The sequence below is a fragment of the Clostridioides sp. ZZV15-6597 genome (assembly GCF_020657815.1).
Taxonomy (GTDB): domain Bacteria; phylum Bacillota; class Clostridia; order Peptostreptococcales; family Peptostreptococcaceae; genus Clostridioides.
On the sequence record NZ_JAGWCT010000082.1, the window covers coordinates 1 to 17,203 of the forward strand.

Here is a 17,203-nt window from a genome sequence, read left to right on the forward strand (position 1 = left end):
AATCTATTGAGTAATATAAAAAAAGATGCTATTATAAGTATGTGTTAAAATGATTAAGCTAATCTTATGTACTGAATTTAACTATAAAAATAATAAGGGGGCGTTTTTTTATGTCAAATACTGAAAGCGTATCTAAAAAAGCTAGTCATCCGAAGAGTTTTTGGCTTGTTTGTATGACAATTTTATGGGAAAGATTTAGTTATTATGGATTAACAGCTTTGTTGGTATTATTTTTTACAGCGAGTGTAGCTCAAGGTGGTCTAGGACTTTCTACCCAAGAAGCAACTTCAATGTTTGGTTTGTTTACAGGTCTTATATATCTTACACCATTAATTGGTGGCTGGTTGGCAGATAAAGTTTTAGGTCAACAAAAATGTATATCTATAGGTGCACTTTTAATAGCAATAGGTGACTTTGTTTTGTTTGCATCATCTACATCTATTAGTATGGTTTGGGTAGGTCTATCAATAATCATTTTAGGAAATGGTTTTTTTAAATCAAGTTGTTCCAATATAGTTGGTGATATATATCCTAAAACCGAGGTATCAAGAAAAGACGCAGCATATAGTTTATTCTATATGGCAGTAAATGTAGGTGCATTCATAGCTCCAATCATATGTGGATTGCTTTCTGATAATGTATTTGCAGTAAGAGGAGTAAACGGAGATATAGTCTCTTATGGATATAAGATGGCATTCTTAGTTTGTGGTATAGGTATGATGCTTGGTATGATTATATTTACACTTCTTGCGCCAAAGCTACTAAAAGAAGTTGGAAAACATCCAGTTACTAAGGGAAATAAAGGTGAAAAAATTGAGTATGGGCCACTTACTAAATTAGAGAAAAATAGAATAGTAGCAATGGTTGTATTATTCTTATTTGTAGTTTTATTTTGGACAGCATACTATCAAACACAAAGTTCATTTATGATTTATGTAAGAGATAATGTAAATAGAACTCTATTTGGATTTGAAATGCCAGTGGCATGGCTTACATCATTAAATGCTATATTATGTGTAGCGTTATGCCCTGTATTAGCTGCTTTGTGGGTTAAATTATCTAATACTAAAAGAGGCGATTTTTCTATTCCAGTTAAAATGGGATTAGGAATGATAATAATGGGTCTTGGTTTTATAGTTATGGTATTTGCCACATTAGCCAATGGTTCAGATGGAACAATAAAGGCTAGCATACTTTTTATAGTAGTAACCTATATATTTACAACTGTAGGGGAGTTATTTTTGTCTCCTATAGGTCTTGCAATGTTTAATAAGTTAGCTCCAGCTAAATATGCTACATTGTCTATGGGTGCATGGTATCTGACAAGTTTTTTTGCTAGTTTGTTATCAGGAAAAATTGCTGGATTTACAGCTACATTAGGTTTTTTACAAATCTTTGGAGGAATAGCAGGAGTCTTAATAATCTTTGGTTTAATATTACTTGGATTAAGAAATATATTGACAAAATTAATGGCAATGGATTTGTTAACAGAAACAAAATAATCCATACTTAATTAGTGAAAATAAAGGAAATTACATTTGAATATAAAATCAAACGTAATTTCCTCTTTAATTATGAAAAAAAAGCTTTACACAGATAGATATTGTAATTAAAATTATAATTGTGATAATTAGAGTGTATAAGATTTATATAGATTATATAAAAGGAAAATTTATGTAATAAACTTTACATACTTATATATTTAGTTATTCAAACTATTATTTTGAGGAGGTCTTGTTGTGAATATAAAAGACAGAGTAAATGAATTAAGAAGACTTATGGAAGAAAAAAATATTGATGCCTATATGATTCCGTCTTCTGACAATCATCAAAGTGAATATGTAGGAGATTACTTCAAATCAAGAGAATTTATATCAGGATTTAATGGTTCAGCTGGAACAGTTATTGTGACTAAAGATGAAGCTGGATTATGGACAGATGGAAGATACTTTATACAAGCAGAATCTCAATTAGAAGGAAGTACAATAAAATTATTTAAAATGGGACAAGAAGGTTGCCCAACTACTGATGAATATTTATATACAAATATTCCAGAAGGTGGAACTTTAGGTTTTGATGGTAAAGTTATATGTGCTAAAGAAGGAGCTACATTAGCTGAAAAATTATCTAAAAAAGGTATAAAAGTAGAATACCAATATGATTTAATAGATAGCATATGGTCAGATAGACCAGCTTTATCAGATAGTAAAGCATTTTTATTAGATGTTAAATACTGTGGAGAAAGTTTTAGTTCAAAGTTAGCTAGATTGAGAGAAAAAATGAGTGAAAAAGGTACTTCTACTCATGTAATAACTACTCTTGATGATATAGCATGGTTATTTAATATAAGAGGTGGAGATGTTAAATACAATCCAGTCGTACTTTCTTATGCAGTGATAACTTTAAAAGAAGTTTATTTATTTGTTGATGAAAGTAAATTAAATGAAGAGATATTAAATGAATTGTCTAAAGAAAATGTAAAAATAAAACCATATAATGATGTATATGATTTTGTAAAACATATAGATAAAGATGAAAAAGTTTTAGTTGATGGAACTAAGATTAACTATGCAATTTACAATAATATACCTTGTGGAGTTGAAAAAGTTGATGAGTTTAATCCAGTAATGTTCTTCAAGGCTCAAAAAAATGAGGTAGAATTAGAGAATATAAGAAATTCACATGTTAAAGATGGTGTAGCTTTCACTAAATTTATGTACTGGTTAAAGAATAATGTAGGTAAGATGGAAATAACTGAAATAAGTGCTACTGAAAAATTAGAGGGACTAAGAAGAGAACAAGAAGGATTCTTTGAACCAAGTTTCAATACAATTGCTGCATATAAAGAGCATGCTGCTATGATGCACTATAGTGCAACTCCAGAATCAAACTATAAGTTAGAAGCTGAAGGACTATTCTTAGTAGATTCAGGTGGACAATACTATGACGGAACTACTGATATAACTAGAACTACAGTATTAGGACCTATAAGTGATGAATTAAAATTACATTTCACTTCTGTAGCAAGAGGTATGATAAATCTTTCTAAGGTTAAATTCTTACATGGTTGTAGAGGGTACAACCTAGATATATTATCTAGAAGCTGTATGTGGAATATGGGAATAGATTATCAATGTGGAACAGGACATGGTATAGGATTTGTATTAAATGTTCATGAAGCTCCAAATGGATTTAGATGGAGAGTAGTTCCTGAAAGATTTGATAGTGCGGTTCTTGAAGAAGGTATGGTAACTACTAATGAACCAGGTATATATATAGAAGGTTCTCATGGTATAAGAACAGAAAATGAAATAGTAGTTAGAAAAGCTGAAAAGAATTTTTATGGTCAATTTATGGAGTTTGAAGTTGTTACATTAGCTCCTATTGATTTAGATGGTATAGTTCCAGAATTAATGAATCAAGATGAAAAAGATTATTTAAACTGGTATCATAAATTAGTTTATGATAAAATATCTCCTTTCCTAACTGGTGAAGAGAGAGAATGGTTAAAAGTTTATACTAGAGCTATATAGTTTTGAATTGAATACTATAAATAAATCGAGGCATTTTAATGCCTCGATTTTTGATATCTTATCTATTAAACTTAAATATAGTTTTTACTTTGATAATTCTACAAGTTTTTTATTCATTATAAGTAATATAATTCCAAATAGCAATAAGAATGAAGGGATTACTATAAATACTTGTAACATACCAAGATGGTCTATAATAGCCTGTGTATAACCAGACAATTTATTTGCTGCAAATTTACCTAAGAACCAAACACCCATTAGGAATGAAATATATTTTTCTGGTGAAAGTTTATTTACCATGCCATATCCAACTGGAGAAAAACAAATCTCTCCTATACTTTGGAATGTTAAAAATCCAATTACCCAAAATACACTTGCTTTCTGAAGTGAATTAGGGTCAGTTCCTGTTTGTATAACTGCGACTATCATAAATAAAAATGCCACAGCTAATAGTATAAATCCTAGACTCATTTTTGAAGGTACACTTAAATCACCTTTTTTAGTCTGAGATAATTTTACCCAGATTAGAGCAGATATAGGACCAAGGATGACGCATAGAAGACCATTATATGAATCTATCCATGAGGTTGGTATTTGAAAATTACCAACAGTCAGATTTATGTGTTCTTTTGTATACAAAGCTATAGACATAGAAGCCTGGTTATATGCTATCCAAAAGAATACTGTAAAAAAAGCTAATATTAATATTACTATTATTCTTTTTTTCTCAACTGAAGTTAATGGTTTTGAAGCAAGTAATTTCTTATATTCTAATGATTTCTTTATAGTTTCTTTTCGACTACTAAATTCATTACTTGAAGATTTATAAAATTTTTTGTGACCAAATATAAAGAATAACAAACCTATTAAAACAGTAATTGAAGCAAATAAAAATACATATCTGTAACCATACATATTTATAGAAGTACCATTTTTCATAGCAAACCATTCATTAGCGACCAAACCACAGATTAAAGGGCCAAATAATGTTCCCAGATTAGTAGACATATATGTAATAGAAAAAGCGCCATCTTTTCTTGGGTCATCATTAGTATATAAGTTTCCAACTAAGGTATGTAAGTTTCCCTTATAAAAACCTATTCCTAATCCAGACAAGAATATCATGACATTTACATCCATTTTGCTATTTGCCAGATATCCTAAAAAGTAACCAATTGAAACCATTATCATTCCAAGCATAATACAATTTTTTGGACCTAAAAATCTATCACTAACCCATCCACCAATAACCGGAGAAAAATAAGTCCATGCTAAGAAAGATGCAAGCATTGATGCAGATTCTGCTGGTGTTAACCCTAAACCACCTTTAGATACTTGTTCAGCCAAAAATAATAAGAGTACTAATTTCATACCATAGTATGCAAGTCCTACAAATGTAAATATTGAACAACAAAAATATAAATCCTTAGGCTGTTTAAGTTTTTCTTGAGTTTTTAAAACTGACATATGTTGAGAACCTCCAGACCAATAATTTAACAAAATTTTCCCATACTATATGAGTATATGTTTTTTTTATAAAGACGTCAACTTATGGCATAAAAAAATAAAGCCCTAATAATATGTAAAAATAGTATTATTTTATAGATTCAATAATATTTTTTTATAAGAATATATGTTATTATTATATTAAAATACAACATATTATGGAAAGGATATGCCAATTTAGTAGTTAGATTGATTGTTTGGCAGGTGGGATGAGCTATGATAAGAAAGAAATCTGAATTACAAGTAGAAGTAAAAGAAAATTTAACTGGTGGTGTTGGAAAAGTTAAGCTTGAAAATATATTACAAATTGATGAGCTTAAAGGAAAAGGAAGATTATTTAAAAGGATAACTTTACCAGTAGGAAGTTCAATTGGTGTGCATGACCATACAACTGATTTTGAGGTATATTATATATTAAAGGGGAAAGGTAAAGTTTTTGATAATGGGGAATTTGTAGAAGTAAATGAAGGTGATGTAATATATACTGCTGATGGGGAAGAACATTCTATAGAGAATGTAGGGGAAGAAGAACTTGAATTTGTAGCAGTAGTTTTATATGTGTAAAATATGGAGGAGGAGTCATGACAAGCAAGATAGAAGAAATTAAAGACAAGATAAATAGATTTTGCAACTCCAATTTAAATCAAGAATATAAAGATATAAGTTTTAAAATCTTGCAAGACCTTTTAGATAATAATAAAGAGATAATTCATTCTTCTAGAGCTGATATATGGTCTTCAGCTATACTAAACATAGTTTTGGAGCAAAATCTCTTATATAATAAGAAGCATCCATTACATATAACCAAAAAGGAATTTTCAAAACAAATAGGTGTTTCTTTAAACACTATAAACAATAAATCATCATTGATAAAGGAAGTCTGTAATATTGACTTTTTAAATCAAGATACTATTGCTATCTCTAATATTGAGTTTTGGGTAAGAGAGAGTAATTCTAAATCCAAAGCCATAGATTTAGAGTTAGAAAAGAAAAAAATACTTTATAAAAGATATATTAAACTATCACAAGAAGCTAAAAACCATATTGAGTCAATTAGGTATATGGAAGAAGCTGTAAATATTGGGAAAAGCATGATTACTAAAGAAGATAGACAACTTGGATTTTGGAAAGGTATATCTACTAGAGCTTATATGGTAGCACTTGAGTCTCTTGCTAGGAAGTTAGAGAGTATTGATAATTTAAAAGAAGCTAGAAAGGTATTAGAGTATTTAATAGAAATCAATCCTGATGATGAGCAAGGAATAAGGTATAAATTGCTCAATGTATTAATTAGGTTAAATGATAGAACAGCAATAAATAATTTATTTGAAATGTATAAAGAAGAAAAGTCTGCTACATGGATGTATAGCAAAGCTCTTTATTATTTTAAAAATAAAAATATGTTTTTAGCAAGTGATGCTATTAAAAGTGCTAAAAATAAAAACAAATATATTGGATTATATTTAATAGATTGGCGAAATGCCTTTGGTAGAGAGTTTGTTACAGCAGAAGAAAAGGGAGAAGCTGTCTATTACTATGATGAAAATATAGTACTTTGGAATGAAGTTAAAGGTTCTATGGATTGGTTATTGAAAAAAATGTTGGAATTTTCATAAAAAGAACTACTCCTTATTACTTATAAAAAAGTAAGGAGTAGTTTTTTTATTTATACGTCTAATTTTAAATCGCCTGGTTTTATCATACCTTTTTTTCTCATAAATTCTGATATTATTAGAGTTACAATAGCAGGAAGTATAAAGTTAAGTAAAAGTATACCAACCCACATAGTTATGCCACCTTTTCCAGCACTTTGCATGGCAGTTACTGTTCCAAATTGTCCAACTAATCCACAAGTTCCCATACCAGAGCCAATAGGTATATTTTCCATTTTAAATATTGTTGTAGATAATGGGCCAAGTATTATTGAAGCTATTGTAGGTGGTATCCAAATTTTCCAGTTTTTTATTATATTGGGAACTTGGAGCATGGATGTACCAAGTCCTTGAGCTACAAGACCTCCTACTCCATTTTCTCTAAAACTCATAACAGCAAAACCTATCATTTGGCAACAACAACCGACAGTTGCTGCTCCACCAGCAAGCCCTCCCAAACTTAACATCATACAAATAGCTGCACTACTTATGGGTAGTGTAAGAGCTATTCCAACAAGTGCAGAGACAATAGCTCCCATTATTATAGGTTGCATAGTTGTTGCTTGCATTATTATGTTTCCAAATGAAGTCATAAATGCAGAAACTGCTGGTCCAATAAGTTCTGCCACAAGTACTCCTATTAATATTGTTACAGCAGGTGTAACTAATATGTCTACCTTTGTTTCTTTTGAAACTAATTTTCCAATTTCTACCGCAAAAAGTGTAGCGACAAATGCACCAACAGGTCCTCCTAATTCATTACCACAAGCACCAACAAGTGCACAAGAAAATAGTACAAGGGGAGGAGCTTGAAGTCCATATGCAATAGCTACTGCAATAGCTGGACCTGTAACTTGCTTAGCGAGTGGGCTTATAACTTCAGTAAAAAGAGATATGTTAAAGTTATCTCCTAATGTGTTAAAAATTGTTCCAATTAAAAGGGAAGAAAAAAGGCCGAGTGCCATATAACTTAATGCGTCAATAAGATACCTTTGAACAGAAATTTCAATATTTTTGCTTTTAGCAAATGATTTAAAATTTCTTTTTTTGCAATTGATTTCCAATTTAAAATCCTCCTCATATAATACAAATATAATTTCTTTTTAATTAATTATATAACTTTTCAGCTGACAAGACAAATGTTATTTCACTAATTTAAAAGTATTTTAATAGCAATAAAATAACAGTAAATTTAGTTTTAAATTTTAAATTTATGGTTTATAATTAGTATAGGGATATTCTGAAATATAATAATTTTCCAGTTTATCCCAATATTTAACTTAGGTAGATTGCTTACAAAACAAATGATCATATACTAGGCTAAAAGGAAGTGGATAGATGAGATTTGTAGAAAATAAGAAATACAGAAAAATTGCCATAATTATATCTATTCCTATATTGCTTGTTGCGCAGTACTACCTTTTTAAATTTGGAATATTTAGACCAATGGTAAAAGGAGTAGAAATTGAAATTGTAGATGGGGAATATGTTAAAGATATAGATAAATATGTAGTAAAATTAAACGAAACAGTTACCTTGTCTACTGGTGAATATATTAAAGTTCCTTCATATGCTAAAGATCCAAATATTTGGTTTAATGTTTTAGATAATTCAGGGACTCTAAAAATAGAAGGAAATAAGATGACAGCATTAAAGGTTGGGTATTCTTCTGTTGGTATTATGAAAAATTCGAGAGTACTAAAAAAAGCTACTATAAAAGTAGTAGACCCAGAAGTAGAATCTTTAGATATGGAAATTAATGGAGAGTTAAAACATGTTGGTGATAGTGCCACTATAGAGAGTACAATAGAGGTTGACTATGAGAAGTTTAAAAAATCATATAAACCAATTTACAAAAGTAGCAACGAAGATGTTTTAAAAATTAAAGGAAACAAAGTAAGTGCAGTTGGAGTTGGAAAAGCTGTAATATATGCTAAGTGTGGAAACAAAGAAGTTGAGAGAACTTTTAGAATTCAAGCTATAGTTGCTGAGATAAATATGAATAATATAAAAATAGAAGTTGACCAAAATGAGAAACTAAAACCAGATATAATAACTTCTCCACCAGGATTAGAACCACCAAAAATACACTATGAGTTGGCGGATTCAAAATTACCTGTAGAAAGAGCTATAAGTCTAAGTAGTGATGGAAGTGTAGTAGGTCTTAGAGAAGGTAAAGAAAGAGTAAGGATAACTTGTGGAGATAAGTCTAAGATAATAACTGTAACAGTAGTCAAAGAAACTATAACTAATGACTATATACAAAATTTAGTAGGTTCACATAAAATAGTAAATAACAAAGTTATTATTAAACTTGAATGGGATTATATGAAAGACGTTTTTGACTATGATATATATCTTAAAGACAAATTATCAGGAGAATCATTTAAGAAAATTAAATCTATAACTATAAATGAGAGTGATTTAGGTAAATCCCAAAAGATATATGCTACTATAGAAATTGATGTAAAAGATAGTCAGAGTATAGATTATGATATTTATGTTCTAGGTAAGAAAGACTCAGATACAACTAAGCCAAGTAATGTAATAAACATTACTAATGTGAATGGTAATGGCAACTCAGATAATAATGATAGCATACAAAACATGAAGGTTGAAAATATATCAGCTAATGTTGACAGAGATAATAATGTTATTAGAGTTAACTGGAGTAGTGTATCTCATAAAGAATGTACCTATAGTATATATGTAAAAAATAATACTAATGGAGATGGTGAGTTTACTTTGTATCAAAGTGACATACAAGGGAATGAACATACTATAAGTATTCCTGAAGGAGATTTAAATTTAGATATCTATGTAGTTGCAAATTACGATGGACAAAATTCTAAAAATAGCGATGTTATAAATGTAAGATAAATTTATACAAAAATTTAGAAGTGTTAAATTTATGATTTATTGAGAAATTAAATCATTATAAGAAGAGGATAGTATGGGGGTAATCATACTATCCTTTTTATTTTATTGAAACATACTGGTGTTAAATTTTTAGTGTAAAAAATATTTATTGCTAGTTAATATCATCTACAATTGAATCTAATGCTGCCTGTGTTGCATGTATTAGAGTTGTATCAAATAGTGGAACAGAAGTATCATTTTGCTGAATTAGAAGACCTATTTCTGTACATCCTAAGATAACGCCTTCTGCTCCTTGGTTAACAAGTTTATCTATAATAGATAAAAAAGATTTTTTAGAGGATTTAGATACAATTCCTAAGCAAAGCTCATTGAATATAGTGTTATTTACTATTGAACGTTCTTCTTCATTTGGTATTAAAACCTCAATTCCACTATTTATAATTATATTTTTATAAAAATCTTGTTCCATTGTATACTTAGTACCCAATAAAGCTACCTTTTTGATTTTCTTTTCTTTTAACTCATCAGCAGTCACATTTGCGATGTGTAAAAGTGGAATAGATATATTTTGTTGAATTTTATGTGCAACCTTATGCATAGTATTAGTACATATAACAATAAAGTTTGCTCCTGCGTCTTGTAAATTAATTGCAGCATCAGATAAGATTTTGGCACTTTTTTCCCAATTTCCGCTAGATTGACATTCTTCAATTTCTTGAAAATCTACGCTATAAAGTATACATTTAGAAGAATGTAATCCTCCTAATTTTTCCTTGATTACTGTATTTATAACTTGATAATATGTAATGGTGCTCTCCCAACTCATTCCCCCGATTAAGCCTATAGTCTTCATATTCATCACCTTTTCATTCTATTTATTTTGTAATAGCTATTTACAAATACAAGTATAGCATCTAAAATATAAGCATACAATGATAAAATTGTATGGAGGACAATTATCTTTAAAAGGAGTAATTATATGCCAATAAATTCATTTGAAAATTATCCAATGACATGGAAACCACAATTAAACAATCGAAAACCACCAATATATAAAACTTTAGCAAGATTGTTAGAAGAAGACATTGAAAAAGGAAATTTAAATCCTGGAGATAAATTACCTCCACAACGAGAATTAGCAGATTTTCTTGATTTAAATTTAAGTACAATAACACGGGCATTTAAACTTTGTGAAGAAAAAGGATTAATATGTGCAAAAGTAGGAAAAGGGACCTTTGTTTCTTCTGATGTAAATGTAAGCAATACATTGCTTTATCAAACAGAATCAAAAGGTATAATTGAACTTGGTACAGTACATCCTCCTTATGAACAAAATACATATATTATCAATTTTATTAAAAATGTATTAAAACAACCAGAAATGGAAAAATTTCTTCAATATATGTCTCCATCAGGTACACACATGCAAAAAAAATCAATTGCAAAATGGTTAGAAAGAAATAATATATATACTAAAGAAGAAAATGTACTTTTATCTACAGGTGGACAAAATGCTATATGCGCTACTTTATTAGGGTTATTTAAGGCTGGAGATAGAATTGCAACAGATTCATTGAGTTTTTCTGGAATCAAGTCAATAGCTAAAATGATAGGTATTCAATTAGTTCCAATTCCCCAAGAGAATAATGAAATGTCAATCGAGTCTCTTGGAAATTATTGTAAAAATGAAAACATAAAAGGTATATATATCATTCCAGATTATCATAATCCAACAACACATTCTATGTCTAACTTATCACGTAAGAAAATAGCAGAGATAGCAAAAAAGTATAATATCATAATTATTGAAGATGCTATAAATAGTATTTTTAAACCGGATTTACAAGCTCCAGTATTTTCTTTAGCTAGTAATAATACTATATATATTTTTAGTACATCTAAATTTATCTGTGCTGGGCTTAGAGTAGCGTTTGTAGTTGCTCCAAAACGTTATATAGGAAGTCTAGAAAATGCATTATATAATATGAATTTGATGGTTTCCCCATTTAATGCAGAAATAGTACATCGTTTACTGCATTCTCCTATTATAAATAAGATTATTGAAGAAAGAAAAGATGAAATTATAAAAAGAAATGAAGCTGCTAATAAGATTTTATCTGATTATAATTTAATTGGCGATAAAAATTGTAGTTTTCGTTGGCTGATTCTTCCAGATGGATGGGATGGAAACTCATTTGAGATATATGCAAAAAATTTAGGTGTTCAGGTATATTGTGCTGAACGTTTTTCAGTTGGTAATTCTATTGTGCCAAAAGCTGTTCGTATTTGTGTAACAGCTCCAAAAGATGTAGAAGAATTAGAGAAAGGGTTGAATACAATAAAGTCACTTCTTAAAAATCAGAGCGATTTTCCTATAATTTAATTAAATAAATAAAAATGCGGAGAAATTTATTATAATAAACCTCCGCTTTTATTATTTGATGAAATACTTTACTTTCTATTAAAATTTTAACTTTAATCATCTTGAAAATATAATCATTTTATGGTAAAATAATTCTTAAAAATAGAAATAATTAATCATTTGTTAAAAAAAATGCATAATAAATTGTAATTTATTGACGATAGTGGGAAAATATTCATAAATGTATAAAATAACAGAAAAAATGCAAAAATAAAATCAATTTCATATGTTATAAAATCTATATGGCAAAATTAAATTTGCCTATCAGAATGATATAAACACACCAGAAAGGAGGATGCTATCAATAATGGAAATTAATTAATTTTGGTAGCTAAAAATTATGAATGAACAAACTAGAATATCCTTAGAGAGAGCTGCTGAACTAAAATCAAAAATTGATGATTATATTCAGGCTAGGAAAACAATTAACAGAGGTCTTGAAAAAGAAGAAGAGATAAATAAACGAAAACAAAAGATATTAAGCATATTAAATGGAACAGAAGAAGACTGGAATAATTACAAATGGCAATTATCAAATAGAATCACAGATGTAGATACTTTATCAAAGATTATTAATCTAACTAAAAAAGAAAAAGAATATATAGAAGAAGTTGGTACTCAATTTAGATGGGCAATATCTCCATATTATCTGAGTTTGATAGACCCAGATGATATATGTGACCCTATAAAATTACTTTCTATACCAACACATATAGAATTGGAAGATGAACAAGATGATTTAGACCCAATGGGAGAAGAGTATACAAATCCAGCAGGATGTATAACTAGAAGATATCCAGATAGATTAATAATAAATGTAACAAATGAATGTGCTATGTATTGTAGACATTGCCAAAGAAGAAGAAATATTGGTCAACAAGATTCTCATAAGTCAAAAGCTGTTATACAAGAATCTATAGACTATATTAGAGAAAATGAAGAAATAAGAGATGTATTAGTAACTGGTGGAGATACTCTTACATTAAAAGATGATTATTTAGAATGGATTCTTAGCCAACTTAAAGAAATACCACATGTTGATTATGTTAGATTAGGAACTAGAACTCTTGTTACAATGCCACAAAGAGTTACAGATGATTTTTGTAATATGCTAAAAAAATATCATCCTATATATATAAATACACATTTTAATCATCCAATGGAAATAACTAAAGAATCTAAAGAGGCATGTGAAAAATTAGCAAATGCAGGTGTACCATTAGGAAATCAAGCAGTGTTATTAAATGGTATAAATAATGATAAATTTGTAATGAGATGTTTAAATCAAGAATTGCTTAAAATAAGAGTGAAACCTTACTATATATTCCAAAGCAAACATGTAAAAGGAACAAAACATTTCAATACATCAGTAGATGATGGTCTTGAAATAATGGAATATCTAAGAGGATATACATCTGGAATGGCAATACCAACATATATAGTTAATGCTCCAAAAGGAGGCGGTAAGACTCCATTACTTCCACAATATCTTGTATCAAAAGGAACAGATTATGTGATGCTTAGAACATGGGAAGGAAAAGTTATAAAAATGGAAGATGAACCAGCTGTAGATATAAAGAAACTTATAAAAGAGCAAGCGCAGGATTAATAAAATATTTAAATATACAAAAAGAAACAACTTTAAAATAAAAATAAAATGGATGCTAAATTTATATCAATTTGCATCCATTTTTATATTAGTTATTTATTTTATTTATTATTTTGTTGTTGATTAACCAATTCAAGGTATCCACTTGGATGGAAGTAATATATCTCAGAAGTATTTTCATTTACAAAGTAACCAATGTCACCATCTGCATCTGGTAAAAATACATATCCATTAAGATTTTTAGCTTTTAATGCTTCAAAATCGCTAGCATTTCCTTGATATATGTAATCAACTTTATTGTTGTATTTTACTAAAAGTTCTTTAGCTTGTTCTTGAGTCAATTTAGTATCTTGACTTACAGGAACATTCTTTTGAGAATCAGCATAAGAAGATTCATTTACTGGTGCAGTTAATAACAAACAAGATAAAACTAATAAAGATATAAGTGCTTTTTTCATACTAAAACCCTCTTTCGTAATTAATTATATAAGATATTTATTACTTAATAATATTATATGTTTTCTATAATTAAATATTACCATTAAAGAGGATAATATTACAGTTACACAGCTGTAACCTTTGATTACAAAATCGTAATTAAATTGTATTTTTATTCCATTTGTATTTTATCATGTCTACGATTAACAAATTCACAAAAATATATTTTTATAACGCCCATAACAGGAGCTGATAAAATCATACCAGGTATTCCAAAAAATCCTCCACCAACAGTAACTGCTAGTATTGTAAAAAATGGACTAAGACCTAGTTGTCCACCTACGATTTTTGGTTCTATAAATGTAACTTCAACTTGTTGAATTATTATTAAGTAAATCAAGCAAGTTAACGCAGTTGTAGGATTGTAGAATAAGTTAATTACTACAACTGGTGTCATACCTATTACTGGACCAAAGTATGGAACCATATTCATAATACCCATTAGTGTACCAAACAATAGTGCATATTCAGACTTTAAAAAGTATAGACCAATTCCAGAAAGTAGTCCAACTATAAAAGAATCTAAAATCTTACCTGTAAAGTATTTACCAATATTTAAGTTCAAACTTTGACACAATTCTATTATAAAGTCTCCATATTTTTTACCTAAAGAAATATAAACAACTTTTTTTGTAAATGATAAGAACTTTTCTTTTTCTAATAATAGATAGAAACAAATTATAAAACCTAAAAGGAATTGTACTATAAATTTTCCAACAGAGAAGGTAGTACTAAATATTCCTCCAAGTGAACCAATAAGTAAGTTACTAAACTTAGGCATTACACTCATAATTTTATCACCGTATTCTTTTAATGTATTAGGGTCTACTGATTGTAAACTTTTGCCTAAATCAAATAAGAATTGTTCCGTTTTATCTATATATATAGGAACTTGAGTTACTAAGTCAGCTAAACTATTTACTATTGAGGGAACTGTAAATAGTATAAAAGATACTAGTATAACTATTAGTACACCATAAGTAAGAAGTAAAGAATATATCCTTTTAAAATTAAGTTTATTTTCCAAAAATTTTACTAGTGGATTAAATACATATGCTAATACAAATGCTATTATAAATGGAGTTAGTAATGACATCAGCAAACTTATTACTCCAAAAAAATATTTGTAATTATCAATAACTTTAATCAAAATATATGAAATAACTACAGTAAGTACAATATTTAAATAAATTTTTTTATCCTGCAAAACAACACAACCTTTCTTATATTTATTAAGTTTAGATTTAGTTAAATTTAAAATCAAGTTAATATTTATAGCTTATTATACAATAAAAAGTAGTATTAATATAGTATGATTAATATGAAATTTGATAAGTGTACAATATATTGAAAGTTTTATCTAAATATTATTTTTATTTTCTTAAATTTACATATTACAAATATAAATAATTACAATTCGTTTCTAATTCTCTGTACATTTCTATTTATATAGTGCCTTCCAACATGTTTATATAAAAAATTTTTATACCATCCTATCTTTTGACTATATTTATTAAAAAAATCATCTGGAGTATCAAAGATTCCCAAATCATCAATTATTCCTTCTTTTTGAATAAATGTATGATTTACATTCCAAGATATTTGAGGATTTTGAAAATCTTTAGTGGCAATACCCCATCCATAAAATGAGCCTTGACAGTTATTGTATTTCTGCTGAATACTTGTAAGATAATTTTTGTCTAAAATAAGACCTTCTAATTTATACCATTGCTTTTCATAGTATACTTCTGTCCATGTGTGAATGATTTCTGTAGGTGCAATTTTGTAAATAATTCCTAAGAGTTCTAATTGAACTCTTTTGTCTAGAGTAAAACCATGAATCCTACATGGAATGTCAACTCCTCTTAAAAGTGCCATAGTAAGTATAGTTTTTGTATTACATTGTCCATATCCATCTTTTAGTATTTTACTTGCGGATATATTGTCACTTGCATTGAAACCAAAGTTGATGTCATCTCTAATAAAGTTATAAATTTGTTTGATTTTATTAAAATTATCTAATTGATTCCAATTATGTTTGCTAATAAGTTCTTGAATATTTTTTGCTCTAAAGTCTAATAATGTACTTTCTGATAAATATCTTTTCATAAAATAGAATTCTCCCTTATCTAGTGTAACTATATTTTATACCTTAGAGTAATTTGAAACTTTCAAAAACTTGCTGTTTTTTAATATGCCAGAAATATTCATACCAGTCATACATTTGTTGGTGTATGCTAGATGTGAAGCACTGTCAAAACCTGCCATCATAGCAGCATCAGTTATAGAGTATTTACCAGATAAAAGTAAAAAATATGCTTTTTGAATTTTATGTAGGAGAATGTAACTTTTTAATGGCATTCCTGTTTGTTCTTTGAATATATGGGACAGTCTACTTGGCGAAAGAAAGACCATATCAGAAATATTTTTTATAGAATGATTATGACAGTCACACTCATTAAGTCTTTGCATTATTTTATGAATTCTTTTATCAACTATTGTGTAATTGTCTTGATCAACATTAAGATATTTGAACACAGAATTTGTAAAATTTAAATAACCTTCTTTATCATGATTTTTTAAAAAGTTAAAATATTTTTCTTGTATATGTTTAGTATTATGAATATCTATAATTCCATAACCCTTAATTTTGTCAATATATTTTGATTTAAGACTCAATGCAAGTGATGATGTTGGTTCAATTAACATAGTAAAACATACTTCTTCTCCTGTTGAAAAACAATGTTCTATATTACTATCTACAATAATGCATTTACCTTCTATATCATTGCCATCTATAGTTATATTTAAATTATCTTCAATTCCTATAAACAATTGTAACATCCAATGTTTATGCTTCTTTGATTGAATAGAATTTGTAAACGAAGAAATATGATTATTTGACATAATTATATAATTAATAAAATTACCTCCAAACATTTTTCTTATTGAGGAAATACAGGTTAAATGTACAGTATTTTTCAGTAAGATTAGTGAAATTTTTATTTTATTATACTTTAGATTTTAATTTTGTTCAATTGTTTTAAAGTTAGATTACTTTTATAGTGAATTAATTTTATTTTATAGAATATTGGACCTATAT

At 28.1% G+C, this 17,203-nt stretch carries 14 protein-coding genes; 7 read left to right on the forward strand and 7 right to left on the reverse strand.

The window, feature by feature from the left end:
- The first annotated feature begins 110 nt into the window (after positions 1–110).
- Both KGF52_RS15630 and KGF52_RS15635 read left to right on the forward strand, forming a co-directional pair.
- Complete coding sequence (locus tag KGF52_RS15630) at positions 111–1,502, forward strand: peptide MFS transporter (protein WP_227840792.1); 1,392 nt, start codon at positions 111–113, stop codon at positions 1,500–1,502.
- 237 nt (positions 1,503–1,739) lie between these two features.
- Positions 1,740–3,533, forward strand: coding sequence for an aminopeptidase P family protein (locus KGF52_RS15635; protein ID WP_227840793.1), 1,794 nt, complete (start codon positions 1,740–1,742; stop codon positions 3,531–3,533).
- A gap of 84 nt (positions 3,534–3,617) precedes the next feature.
- Here the strand turns inward: KGF52_RS15635 and KGF52_RS15640 are convergent, their stop codons facing one another.
- Entirely contained in the window at positions 3,618–5,000 is a 1,383-nt protein-coding gene (locus KGF52_RS15640; RefSeq protein ID WP_227840794.1) for a peptide MFS transporter, read from the reverse strand.
- 255 nt (positions 5,001–5,255) lie between these two features.
- Between KGF52_RS15640 and KGF52_RS15645 the strand changes: the two genes are divergently transcribed.
- Together KGF52_RS15645 and KGF52_RS15650 are read left to right on the forward strand one after the other, a co-directional pair.
- A complete protein-coding gene (locus KGF52_RS15645) occupies positions 5,256–5,603 on the forward strand; it encodes a cupin domain-containing protein (RefSeq protein ID WP_227840795.1) in 348 nt (115 codons plus the stop codon).
- A gap of 17 nt (positions 5,604–5,620) precedes the next feature.
- Positions 5,621–6,655, forward strand: coding sequence for a DUF6398 domain-containing protein (locus tag KGF52_RS15650; protein WP_227840796.1), 1,035 nt, complete (start codon positions 5,621–5,623; stop codon positions 6,653–6,655).
- Between the two features lie 50 nt (positions 6,656–6,705).
- On the opposite strand, the gene KGF52_RS15655 is transcribed toward KGF52_RS15650, so the two are convergent.
- Positions 6,706–7,755, reverse strand: coding sequence for a PTS sugar transporter subunit IIC (locus tag KGF52_RS15655; protein ID WP_227840797.1), 1,050 nt, complete (start codon positions 7,753–7,755; stop codon positions 6,706–6,708).
- Between the two features lie 274 nt (positions 7,756–8,029).
- Between KGF52_RS15655 and KGF52_RS15660 the strand changes: the two genes are divergently transcribed.
- On the forward strand, positions 8,030–9,571 hold the full coding sequence (locus tag KGF52_RS15660; protein WP_227840798.1) for a hypothetical protein: 1,542 nt from the start codon (positions 8,030–8,032) through the stop codon (positions 9,569–9,571).
- 151 nt (positions 9,572–9,722) lie between these two features.
- On the opposite strand, the gene KGF52_RS15665 is transcribed toward KGF52_RS15660, so the two are convergent.
- Complete coding sequence (locus KGF52_RS15665; protein WP_227840799.1) at positions 9,723–10,424, reverse strand: aspartate/glutamate racemase family protein; 702 nt, start codon at positions 10,422–10,424, stop codon at positions 9,723–9,725.
- 126 nt (positions 10,425–10,550) lie between these two features.
- Between KGF52_RS15665 and KGF52_RS15670 the strand changes: the two genes are divergently transcribed.
- Together KGF52_RS15670 and eam are read left to right on the forward strand one after the other, a co-directional pair.
- Entirely contained in the window at positions 10,551–11,954 is a 1,404-nt protein-coding gene (locus KGF52_RS15670) for a PLP-dependent aminotransferase family protein (RefSeq protein ID WP_227840800.1), read from the forward strand.
- 379 nt (positions 11,955–12,333) lie between these two features.
- On the forward strand, positions 12,334–13,602 hold the full coding sequence (gene eam / locus KGF52_RS15675; RefSeq protein ID WP_227840801.1) for a glutamate 2,3-aminomutase: 1,269 nt from the start codon (positions 12,334–12,336) through the stop codon (positions 13,600–13,602).
- 101 nt (positions 13,603–13,703) lie between these two features.
- Here the strand turns inward: eam and KGF52_RS15680 are convergent, their stop codons facing one another.
- The 4 genes from KGF52_RS15680 to KGF52_RS15695 form a co-directional block, all read right to left on the reverse strand.
- Positions 13,704–14,060 carry a hypothetical protein gene (locus KGF52_RS15680; protein ID WP_227840802.1) on the reverse strand — a complete coding sequence of 119 codons (357 nt, stop codon included), beginning with the start codon at positions 14,058–14,060 and terminating at the stop codon, positions 13,704–13,706.
- Positions 14,061–14,212: 152 nt separating this feature from the next.
- Positions 14,213–15,364, reverse strand: coding sequence for an AI-2E family transporter (locus KGF52_RS15685; RefSeq protein WP_413894819.1), 1,152 nt, complete (start codon positions 15,362–15,364; stop codon positions 14,213–14,215).
- 146 nt (positions 15,365–15,510) lie between these two features.
- The gene (locus KGF52_RS15690) at positions 15,511–16,209 is read right to left on the reverse strand and encodes a transglutaminase-like domain-containing protein (protein WP_227840804.1); all 699 of its coding nucleotides are present in this window, start codon (positions 16,207–16,209) and stop codon (positions 15,511–15,513) included.
- Positions 16,210–16,245: 36 nt separating this feature from the next.
- Positions 16,246–16,935 (reverse strand): helix-turn-helix domain-containing protein, encoded by a 690-nt coding sequence (locus tag KGF52_RS15695; RefSeq protein WP_227840805.1) that lies wholly within the window; start codon positions 16,933–16,935, stop codon positions 16,246–16,248.
- Positions 16,936–17,203: the final 268 nt, after the last annotated feature.

Excerpts from the sequence above, each read along its gene's own strand:
- KGF52_RS15690 (WP_227840804.1), bottom strand. The coding sequence starts at position 16,209 with ATGAAAAGATATTTATCAGAAAGTACATTATTAGACTTTAGAGCAAAA.
- KGF52_RS15650 (WP_227840796.1), top strand. The coding sequence starts at position 5,621 with ATGACAAGCAAGATAGAAGAAATTAAAGACAAGATAAATAGATTTTGC.
- KGF52_RS15665 (WP_227840799.1), bottom strand. The coding sequence starts at position 10,424 with ATGAAGACTATAGGCTTAATCGGGGGAATGAGTTGGGAGAGCACCATT.
- KGF52_RS15645 (WP_227840795.1), top strand. The coding sequence starts at position 5,256 with ATGATAAGAAAGAAATCTGAATTACAAGTAGAAGTAAAAGAAAATTTA.
- eam (WP_227840801.1), top strand. The coding sequence starts at position 12,334 with ATGAATGAACAAACTAGAATATCCTTAGAGAGAGCTGCTGAACTAAAA.
- KGF52_RS15680 (WP_227840802.1), bottom strand. The coding sequence starts at position 14,060 with ATGAAAAAAGCACTTATATCTTTATTAGTTTTATCTTGTTTGTTATTA.
- KGF52_RS15660 (WP_227840798.1), top strand. The coding sequence starts at position 8,030 with ATGAGATTTGTAGAAAATAAGAAATACAGAAAAATTGCCATAATTATA.
- KGF52_RS15640 (WP_227840794.1), bottom strand. The coding sequence starts at position 5,000 with ATGTCAGTTTTAAAAACTCAAGAAAAACTTAAACAGCCTAAGGATTTA.
- KGF52_RS15670 (WP_227840800.1), top strand. The coding sequence starts at position 10,551 with ATGCCAATAAATTCATTTGAAAATTATCCAATGACATGGAAACCACAA.
- KGF52_RS15630 (WP_227840792.1), top strand. The coding sequence starts at position 111 with ATGTCAAATACTGAAAGCGTATCTAAAAAAGCTAGTCATCCGAAGAGT.